We start from the raw sequence: 8,897 nt of genomic DNA on the forward strand, positions 1-8,897 counted from the left end.
CGGGGCGCGGCCCCACGGCGGGGTCTCGTTGCTGCCGGGCGGGGGCGGCCGCGCGGGCGCCGGGGGGGGTTAACCGGGTCTCGCCCTCGGTTGCCTTGTTTTAGGCCATAAACCCCCGCACCCCGTGGGCATCACGGTGAGCGCAGCTGTCAGCCGAAGACCGAGCGGACCTCGTCCGTGACGGTCGAGCGGACCGCGTCCGTGGCTCCTGGGTTGTTGGTGGCGGCGCCGCCGGTGCGGTTGTCGACGCGACGTTGGGCGTGGTCCAGGCCGCGGTTGGTGTGGGTTTCCGCGCGGTTTGCGAGGTCTTCCTTGGCGTGGTCGATATAGGTCTGAGGGTCGGCGAGGCTGGCGGCGCCTTCCTTGACGCCGTCGACGTATTCGCCGGCTTTTTCCTTGGCGATGTCGGCGGTTTCGCCCCAGTCGATACCGTCGCGTGCGCCGAAGTGGCTCTCGATGCCTTGCTCGACGACGTTGTTCGCCATTTCCTGGCCGGCTTCCACGGCCTTTTCCTTGGCCGCGTCGACAACCGTCTCCCTGACGGTGTCCTTGACCGTTTCCTTGACCTGCTGCTTGGCGTAGTCCGTGACCAGTTTGCGGGCTTCCTTGGACACCGCCTTCTTTGCCAGGTCCTTGGTCATCTTCTTGATGGCGTCCATCGTGGCGTGTTCCATCGCCTTGGTGGCCGCCTCCATGACCTCGCGCTTCAGCTTGTCGAGGATCTGGCGGATGATCACGCGGGACGCCTGGGTGGCGCCGGCCGCGCCGAGTTCGGACAAGCCCAAGGTGAAGGGGGCGGCTGCCTGAGCGGCGATGAGTTCGGCGGCGGTGATCACGAGCTGGACGATGACCGCGATCTTGCCCGCGATGACGGCGAGCGCGGCCGCGTCGAAGGCGAGCGCGATCACCTCGGCGGCCATGGCGGCATCACGGAGGTAGTTGTCGCCGCCCGCACTGCCGTTGTAGGCGCCCCACTCCTTGGAGAAGCCCTCGACCGCCTCGCCCGAGTTGGCGGAGAACACTGTGCCGGCCGCGGTCGAGCCGTCGGAGTTCGCCTGGTTCACGGCCTCGGCGAAGTTGCGCCAGACCTGGGCGCATTCGAAGAGCAGGTCCTCGTCGGCATTCGGCCAGTTGAATCCGAGGAGGTCGAGAACCCAGTCGACCCCTCCTGGCAGCTGGATTGACACAGTGATCGTCCCCCGTGCGGTGGTAGCTGAGTGAGATGGAGGTGTGGGTGGGCGGAGGCATACCGTCAGGTGGAGACAGGGCGGGATGCGGCGGGAGGCCGGCGGCCTGTCGCGGCGGGCCCGGGAGTGGCTGCCTCAGTGGCCGGTGTCGTCTCAGATGGCCGGGCGGCCGACGGCGCTGATGGTGTGGATGCCCTGCTCGTCGGACTCGGCGTAGTGCTTCGCCATGGTGGTGAGTTTGTCGCCGATACCTTCGAGGCGTTCACCGAGGGAGTCCATCGAGTCGAACATGCCGTTCGCGATGGGCTCGTAGATCGTCAGGAAGATGTCACCGAAGTCGCAGCCCTCGAATGCCTTTTCGGCGGCGTCCTTGTCGGCTTCCTGCCTCAGCTTCTTCGCTGCGCTGGAGAAGGTGCTGCCGATGTTGACGAATACGTCGCCCTGCGTCCTGAGAACGTCCGGATCGACGTCGAATGCCTTGCCTGCCACTGTTTGCCCCCGTTTTTCGCCGGATCCGGTTCGTGCATTGCCGTGCCCAATGATCTCACATTAGGTGAACTGGATGTGCGCCTGTCAAGGCGGATATGGGATAGCTCGGTGGGATTTGCGGCCAACTCAACTGGGTTGACATTGCGATGAATTGACCTGAGGTCAGATTAGCGTGAATGTTTAGTGAGGGGATTAGGGGCCGCCGGAACCATGGGCGGCTGTGGTGGCGTCATCCTTCCCTGATACAAGTGAGGCCGGTGTTTTCGAGATCTGAGGAGTTGTCGTGCGGTTCGGGATGCGTCAGAAGGCGCAGTGGGTCGGAGCCGGGGTGCTGGCCATGTCCTTCGCTCTGGCGGGGTGCGGGTCGGGTTCGAAGCTGGGAGGCGCCCAGGCGGCTGAGGACATCCTGCCGCCGCGCGAGAGCATGCCGACCGAGCTCAGGACCGTGACCGATAAGCCGTCCAGCCGCGCCAAAGCACCTAAGAAGTGCAGTGTGGCCCCGGATAAGCCCTCGGGCTGGTGCAAGGAGGCTGTGGCTGTCGGCCATGCCGAGTACGGGAGCGGCGACAGGAGCAAGTCGGCTCGCTTCGAGGTGGTCGTGTACCGCAGCGAATACACGGCCAAGAAGGCCTTCAGGAAGTGGGAATCGTACGCGCAGAGCAGCCCGACCAAGTACCGGACCTTGAAGGCTGAGACGTTCGGATCCGGGAGCGTGGCGTTCGTGGAGGTAGATCCGGCGTACAAGGACAACCAAGAGCTGGTGATTCGCGAGGCCAACTTCATCGGCACGGTGAGGTACGACGGGAGCCGTCTGCAGAACGCCGTCGACCCCACCCTCCTCAAGCTGTCGAAGATGTTCACCGAGCGGATGCGGCAGGAGGGATAGGGCCGGGCGTGCCCGGGATCCGGGCGCTTGCCCGATCGCAGGTCCCGTAGCCGCGGACAACCGCAGGTCCCGTAGCATTTCCGCTCATGGACGCAACCAGCAATGAGCAGCCGGTCTCCGGGGATCACGAAGGCCTGACGCCTCGTCAGGCCCGACGCATACGCATCGTCCTGGCCTCGGTCCTGATGGGCGCGATGGCGCTGGTGCTGGTGGTGCGCCTGGCGTCGCGTACGTCGGTGCTGGTGGTCGGGGTCTACGGTGCCGCGCTCGTCCTCTGCGGCATCGTGATCGAACTCAGCCGGAACGGGCGTACCCGGCTGGGCACTTGGCTGCTGGGCGTCGGCCTGGCGGCGGCGCTGGCGGCGGACTGGTTGCTGTTGCCCTGAGAAAGCATCGAGGGTCCCCGGGGCTGCCGGGGGTGAGGGTGCGTACGCTGACGCACCTACGCATCCCCGGCCCCGACCCCGCCTCAGAGCAACCCGGGTGCCTCAGAACAGCCCGTGCCACATCTGCTCGATGACCAGTGACCACCAGTTGCCCTGGTCGTCCAGTGCCCAGGAGTCGATCGCGGCGATCTGCTCCTGGAAGGCGGCGACCGCCGCGCCCGCCGCGAGCGGGTCCATCCCCTGCATCCCACGGCGCGTGGTGACCAGCAGCGCGAGCGAGCGCAGATACGCGGAGAGCGTGCGGTTGACGAACCGGCCACCGCCCGAAGACGGCTGGACGGCCCAGATGGTGCCGACCATGCTCTGCTGCTCTTCGGGGGCGAGGCACTGGACGGCGATCGTGTAGAGGCCGTCGGTGCCGAGCCGGACGTAGCCGGCGAGCGTGTTCAGGGTCTCTTCGCGGGCCTCGGTGCCGGTCTCGCGCAGGTAGGACGCCACGTCCGTGAACATCCCGCCGGGGGGCGGGGTGTCGGGGCGGTCCGCGGTGAAGAAGTACGGCACCGAGGTCGGCAGTCCGGCCCAGACCAGGGTGTTCCTGGTGGCCTCGGGCAGCTGCCCCGAGGCGACGTCGTCGGCGTCCGGACGGCCCACGCCCTGGGGTCCGAAGACCTCCACGAGGTGCTTGCCGAGCGCCACGTCCCGCATCTGCGGCGCGGCCTCGACGCGCTCCGGGACCGGCAGCCGGTGCGGACGCGGCGGCGCCTGCTGCCCGGCCATCTGGTGCATCATCTCGACGTGCCGCAGCAGTCCGGCGATGCCCTCGGCGCGCTCCTCGGGGCGCATGCCGTAGCCCTCGGTGCAGGAGAAGCTGGCGTTCGGGAACGTACGAAGGATGAAGTCGCCGGGGTAGCCGCCGGGCAGCAGGGCGGGCCGCAGGTCGGTGTGGACCGCGCGGACGTCCGCGGCGTTCACCCCCAGCCGTCGCAGCTCGTCGTAGAGCTGGAACTCGACGGGCGGCTGCCCGGGAGCCGAGACCTTGACCAGGCTGGTCTCCTCGCCGGTCGACGGATCGTCGTAGGTCGCGACGGCGGTGTTGCCGGGGCCGGTGACGGGCTGCCGGGCCGGCTCCGCCGGAGCCGCGCCCGCGCCGCCGCCGTGCTTGTGCTGGTACATCCGTACGACCTCGTCGACGGGTACGGACGGCCACACCGTCAGCTCGCCCGAAGCCCGGTCGACGACGCCGCAGGCGGTGCCGATCTCGGCGGGCGGGCGCCGCTGCCCGGTCTGCGGGTCGACCTCCGGGGGAGGCGGTACGGCCCACACCACCCAGCCGAGGTCGAACTCCTGCATGGCCACCTCGCGCGGCGGGCCCTGATGCCCTTCGGGGTTGAGCCAGCGGGCGGCGGTGGCGTGTGCCTGCGCCTGGGTGATCACGAGTGGTCTCCTTCGAGGCCGTGGGGAGCGTCGGCGTCAGTGGTGCCGGTGCGTTGGGCCGGCACGGTGGGGGCAGCGGGGACGGGCGCGAGGATCTGGCGGGCGGTCACGCCGCGCTCGGTGGCGACGACGAGCACCCCGTCAAAGGAGAGATCGGCGCCGGTGATCGGGGAGTCCGACAGCAGCGCGGCCACCACCTCCCGGCTCGCGCGGGCCCAGACCCGCAGATAGTCGGCGCCCCGGCTGAAGCCGAGGGGCGCGGCCGCCCGCTCCTCCTCCGAGGGCTGCACCGCCCGTGAGGGGTCGGCGTCGAGGTACTGGGGAGCGTGCAGATCGTGGAGCAGCAGGGCCACCCCGCCGCTCTGGTCTTCTGCGCTGCCTTGGGCCGCCGCGTCGCCCTGCGCGGGGCCGCCGTCCGTACTGCCGTCCGTGCCGATGGGCACCGTACGGGAACCGGGGGTGCCCTCGGGAACGAGGAGGGCGGCGACGGCGCGGGGGGCGGCGGTGCCGCCGGCCGCCGCGGAACCGTCGCCCTCGGCCGCCTCCGCCGCCGCGCCCTCGCCGTCCGGGGGCAGCGAGGCGATCGTCACCGCGCGCACGCCGGTCAGCGGCACGCTCCACAGCGTCCGCCACGGCAGCGTGAAGCCGCGGGCGTGCAGGGCCTGTGCGTACGGCGTCAGCCCGTCCTCGACGAACGCGGTCTCCAGGAACGCCGCGCGCATTGTGGCCGGCGCCTGGGAGCGGGTGAGCAGGGGAGCGGTCCGCAGGTACGTACGGGCCGGTGCGCCGAGCTGTTCGAGCGGCACCGCCTCGATGGCGGCCCGCAGCGTCACCGGGTCGGCGTGCGCGAACAGGCCCGGGTCGGTGAGGAGTTGGGGGAGCAGACCGGCTTCGAGGGTGTGTGCCGCGAGGTGGTCGCGGATGTAGGGATCGGCCTGCGACCAGTCCTGCTGGGGCACCGCTTCCAGCAGCGCCATGGCGATCTTGGTCTGGGCGTCCCGTACGTCCGGCAGCCCGGAGCGGATCTCCGCGGCGATGGCGGGGTGCGCCAGGCGCAGCAGCGCACGGTCCGCACCGCCGCCGGGACGGGCCGCGGAAGCGGCCCCGGGGGCGCCGCCTTCCGGCTCCTGGCCCTCGTCCTCGCCCGCGTCCTCGTCGTCCGCTGAGGCCTCGACCGGCTGGACGAACGGCGCCGCCAGCAGCATGCCGTCGGCGAAGTCCTGGCTCATGTCCCGTCCGGCGAGGGCGCTCGCCAGCGGCCCCAGGAGCTGGACCGGCAGGCCCTCGCCCTCGGCGAACGCCAGCGGCGCCAGCATCAGCCGCAGGACCTGGGGATCGGCGCCCAGCCGGCGGGCGTGCAGATCGAGCGCCTCGCCGACGCCGCCGGGCAGCAGGGAGGCGTCCGCGGGGTCGAAGCCCTCGGGCTGCATCAGCAGCGACTGCACGGCGAGCTGGAGGGTCAGCCGGTCGCCGCCCGCGCGCTCGGCCATCGCCGCGGCGAGCGCCCGGCGGGCCGACGGGTCGGTGGTGTACGGGAGTTCCGGCGCCCCGAGGGCGGGGTCGAGCGCGGTCTCGGCGTGCAGCAGCAGGCCCTGGGGGTCGGCCCACTCGGGAGCGTCCAGATCGATGATCTGCGCCTGGCCGTCCGGCAGCGCCGCGATCAGCTCGGCGGCCAGCTCGCGCGGCACATCGGCGAGCAGCTGAACCGTTTCGGTGGCGGCGAGCGGCTTGAGCACGTCCCGTATGAGGCGGGCCGGTTCGTTCGCGGCGCGTACCGGACCGGCCTGGTCGACGTCCGGCACCACGATGGTCACCGGCTCTTCACGACCGGCGAGTTCGGTGAAGATGTCCTCGCCGCGCGCGGCACTCAGCTCGAAGTGATCGGCGAGGAGCCACAGGACCTGTGCCGCGGTGCGGCCCTCGGGGCTCGGTACGGCGGGGGCCGGCAGGTCCGGGGGCACCGTGGCCGGGTCCATGTCGTCCAGCGGCAGCTGCTTGCGGTAGTCGGGATCGCACATCATCAGGAAGCCGGTGATCAGGCGCGAACGCCCGCTTCCCGGGTTTCCGGTGAGCGCGATGACGCGCGGCGCGCCGGGCCACCGCATGCGCCAGGCCGCGAGGGCGCGCAGTGCGGGGCTACGGCCGCCGATGTACGGATGCGGTGTGTATCCGGCCGCTCGGGCGTTGCCTTCTTCTGAGGCGCTCATGGCTTCCTCGTCCCCCATCAATCCCGCCCTCCACCTTCGTGGATTCCTGCGTTTACCGCCTCGATCCTATGATCCGGGGCGCGTGCGCGGGACGGCGCGGGGTCTCTGTTCCGGAACTGGAACACGCAGGCCGGGGCGGGTGTGGGGACGTTGTGCCGGTGGCGTGTGGGGTGAGCGGGAGGCCGGTGGCTCCTGAGCCCGTTCCCGCGGCCCGTTGTGGAGAAAAGGCGAGCGCCCGGTGCGGAAAGGAAGCAGATCTGCCCGAATTCTCTGGACGGACGATCTGCCTTCCTCCGCATCACGTCATGGCAGCGATTCCACCGAATCAAGCGATTCCAGCGAATCGAACGAATCAACCGAATCAAGCACATCGGGCGTAGTCGTCATGCTGCCATGCCGCCAAACCGCCGATACCGCCTATCTCGACAGTATCGACGACGGTATCGACCGAATCGGCCATGCCGACCGTGCCCACCGTGCCCACCGGCTCGGCCGCGCCGGCGCCGGTTTCCGGGGGCAGCCGGTATGCGGGGTCAGCGCCGGTGGCCGTGTCCGCCGCCGCGCCGCGGGGCCGTGACGATGTTGGACGACGGGGCGTCGCGCTCGGCGCGCTCCTGGGCTTCCTTCTCTTCCTGCTCCTGCTGCCAGGCGGCGAACTTCGCGCGCGACTCCTCGCGCTCGGCCATGGTCTGGTCCTCCGCGGCCCGCCGGATCTCCGTCATCCGGTCACCGATGGCGTCCATGTAGCCCGGCGTCTGGATGGCGTCCTTCATGCCCATGCGCCCCGAGAGCACCTCCTGTGCCATCTCCTGGAGCTTGCCGCCGACATTGGGGTTCTCCGCCAGGACCTTCAGCGCCTTGCGCAGCCGGTGCGCCTGCTCCGGGTCCTGGGCGACATCCATCAGGTCCTCGTCCTGGATCTGTCGCTCGTTGCTCATCTCTGCCCCCTTGAACGTCGTGGCACAGCAACCGCGTGTGCTGCACCGGCGTCCTTGAGTCTAATGACGGGTGTGAACGGGTCGTCAAGGCGGGGGTTGTCGGTATTGCCGCAAATTGCTCGGTATGCATTCCGCGCTCGCTCCGCCGCCCGCTCGACGGTGGGCTTCGGGCCTATTGCGGGTGTGCTAGACCTGAGGCGATGTTGGCAGGCAGCTGTCATTCAATTCGGGGAGAAATGATGTCCGACGAAGTCCGGCTCAGTACGGAGGAGTTGCACCAGCTCGGTGCGACCTTCGAGATACGCGCGGAAGAACTGAGCCGGCAGCTGGCCGCATTCAGAAGGCGGGCGGATGCCGAGGCGCTGCGGGACGGCTTCGGCAGCGAGGAGACGGCCCGGCCCTACCGCGAGCTGTACGAGCAGGCCGAGCACGCCCTCGTCCAGCTCCAGCAGCGGCTCGCCGAGGTCGGCGACGGCCTGAAGGAGACCGTCGCCAACACGCAGGCGGCCGAGGACGAGCTGGTCGAGATGATGCGGAGCGTCAAGTGAGCGAGCGACGCAACCCCGAGGCGCTGCACGAAGCGGCGGCCGGCTGGCGCGAGATGGGCAAGCACCTCGACGGCATGGTCCGCGATCTGGACCGGCACGTCGGCACCGCCGCCGCGGCCAACTGGCACGGTCCGGCGGGTGAGGCGTTCGCCGCGGAGTGGCACCGTCTCAAGCGGTCCGTCGACGACTCTCTGCCCGCCTTCGAACTGGCCGCGGCGGATCTGGAGACGGCCGCCGCGCAGTCCGACGACAAGGCCGCCGAGGAGCACGGCGCGCCCCCGGTGGACAACTCCGCGCACCACGCGCCGTCCTCGTCCGGCCGCGACGCCGCCTACGGCTTCATGGCGCTCGGCCAGCTGGCCAACGGCCTCGGCGGCGCCTTCGGCAAGCGCGGGGGCGGCGGCCAGAGCCAGCGGCCGCCCGTAACGCACAAGTGGGAGACCTCCACGGCCGCGCACGGGCCCGACCCGTTCGGACCCGCGAAGGCCGGCGAGGCCAAGACGCGCGGTGGCGAGGGCATCGCCAAGGGCGTACGGACCCGGCCGGCCGGTGCGGAGCCGGACGGCGAGCGGGACCCGAAGGCCAAGCCGGAGCAGGCACCGGCCGCCAAGGCGGAGCAGGCCAAGCCGGAGAAGCCGGACACCGGCGCCGGCGCGCCCGACACCGGCCAGCACGGTGCCTTCGGCTGACCTGTCACCGGTGCGGGCACGCACCGGCACCCGCACAAACGGCGGTGGGGGGGCGCACGCGGGGGGGGACGCCCCCCCCCCGGTTGGGTGGCGGGCGGCTATGGCGCTTGGGCGGCCCGCCGCCCCGATGGGA

General features: G+C 70.6%; 9 protein-coding genes. 4 read left to right on the forward strand and 5 right to left on the reverse strand.

The window, feature by feature from the left end; genetic code table 11:
• Nucleotides 1–149: 149 nt before the first annotated feature.
• On the reverse strand, nucleotides 150–1,187 hold the full coding sequence (locus tag ACFWZH_RS37450; protein ID WP_384442277.1) for a PE-PGRS family protein: 1,038 nt from the start codon (nucleotides 1,185–1,187) through the stop codon (nucleotides 150–152).
• Nucleotides 1,188–1,340: 153 nt separating this feature from the next.
• The gene (locus ACFWZH_RS37455; RefSeq protein WP_384442280.1) at nucleotides 1,341–1,676 is read right to left on the reverse strand and encodes a hypothetical protein; all 336 of its coding nucleotides are present in this window, start codon (nucleotides 1,674–1,676) and stop codon (nucleotides 1,341–1,343) included.
• Between the two features lie 283 nt (nucleotides 1,677–1,959).
• Between ACFWZH_RS37455 and ACFWZH_RS37460 the strand changes: the two genes are divergently transcribed.
• Both ACFWZH_RS37460 and ACFWZH_RS37465 read left to right on the forward strand, forming a co-directional pair.
• Nucleotides 1,960–2,562, forward strand: coding sequence for a hypothetical protein (locus tag ACFWZH_RS37460; RefSeq protein ID WP_384442283.1), 603 nt, complete (start codon nucleotides 1,960–1,962; stop codon nucleotides 2,560–2,562).
• Nucleotides 2,563–2,648: 86 nt separating this feature from the next.
• Complete coding sequence (locus tag ACFWZH_RS37465) at nucleotides 2,649–2,948, forward strand: hypothetical protein (protein WP_384442286.1); 300 nt, start codon at nucleotides 2,649–2,651, stop codon at nucleotides 2,946–2,948.
• A gap of 102 nt (nucleotides 2,949–3,050) precedes the next feature.
• On the opposite strand, the gene ACFWZH_RS37470 is transcribed toward ACFWZH_RS37465, so the two are convergent.
• The 3 genes from ACFWZH_RS37470 to ACFWZH_RS37480 all read right to left on the reverse strand — a co-directional run bounded on the left by ACFWZH_RS37470 (nucleotide 3,051) and on the right by ACFWZH_RS37480 (nucleotide 7,527).
• The gene (locus tag ACFWZH_RS37470; RefSeq protein WP_384442289.1) at nucleotides 3,051–4,382 is read right to left on the reverse strand and encodes an SUKH-4 family immunity protein; all 1,332 of its coding nucleotides are present in this window, start codon (nucleotides 4,380–4,382) and stop codon (nucleotides 3,051–3,053) included.
• Nucleotides 4,379–6,589 (reverse strand): ATP-binding protein, encoded by a 2,211-nt coding sequence (locus tag ACFWZH_RS37475; RefSeq protein WP_384442292.1) that lies wholly within the window; start codon nucleotides 6,587–6,589, stop codon nucleotides 4,379–4,381. The genes ACFWZH_RS37470 and ACFWZH_RS37475 overlap by 4 nt, the downstream gene beginning before the upstream one ends.
• Nucleotides 6,590–7,122: 533 nt before the next feature.
• Nucleotides 7,123–7,527: a hypothetical protein gene (locus ACFWZH_RS37480; RefSeq protein WP_384442295.1), complete on the reverse strand. Its 405-nt coding sequence runs from the start codon at nucleotides 7,525–7,527 to the stop codon at nucleotides 7,123–7,125.
• Between the two features lie 239 nt (nucleotides 7,528–7,766).
• Here ACFWZH_RS37480 and ACFWZH_RS37485 point away from each other — a divergent pair, with 239 nt between their 5' ends.
• A complete protein-coding gene (locus ACFWZH_RS37485; protein ID WP_384442298.1) occupies nucleotides 7,767–8,075 on the forward strand; it encodes a hypothetical protein in 309 nt (102 codons plus the stop codon).
• Entirely contained in the window at nucleotides 8,072–8,764 is a 693-nt protein-coding gene (locus ACFWZH_RS37490) for a WXG100 family type VII secretion target (RefSeq protein ID WP_384442301.1), read from the forward strand. The genes ACFWZH_RS37485 and ACFWZH_RS37490 overlap by 4 nt, the downstream gene beginning before the upstream one ends.
• The last annotated feature ends 133 nt before the right edge of the window (nucleotides 8,765–8,897 follow it).

It is taken from the genome of Streptomyces sp. NPDC059008 (assembly GCF_042749045.1).
Taxonomy (GTDB): Bacteria; Actinomycetota; Actinomycetes; order Streptomycetales; family Streptomycetaceae; genus Streptomyces.

Excerpts from the sequence above, each read along its gene's own strand:
- ACFWZH_RS37465 (WP_384442286.1), top strand. The coding sequence starts at position 2,649 with ATGGACGCAACCAGCAATGAGCAGCCGGTCTCCGGGGATCACGAAGGC.
- ACFWZH_RS37475 (WP_384442292.1), bottom strand. The coding sequence starts at position 6,589 with ATGAGCGCCTCAGAAGAAGGCAACGCCCGAGCGGCCGGATACACACCG.
- ACFWZH_RS37485 (WP_384442298.1), top strand. The coding sequence starts at position 7,767 with ATGTCCGACGAAGTCCGGCTCAGTACGGAGGAGTTGCACCAGCTCGGT.
- ACFWZH_RS37480 (WP_384442295.1), bottom strand. The coding sequence starts at position 7,527 with ATGAGCAACGAGCGACAGATCCAGGACGAGGACCTGATGGATGTCGCC.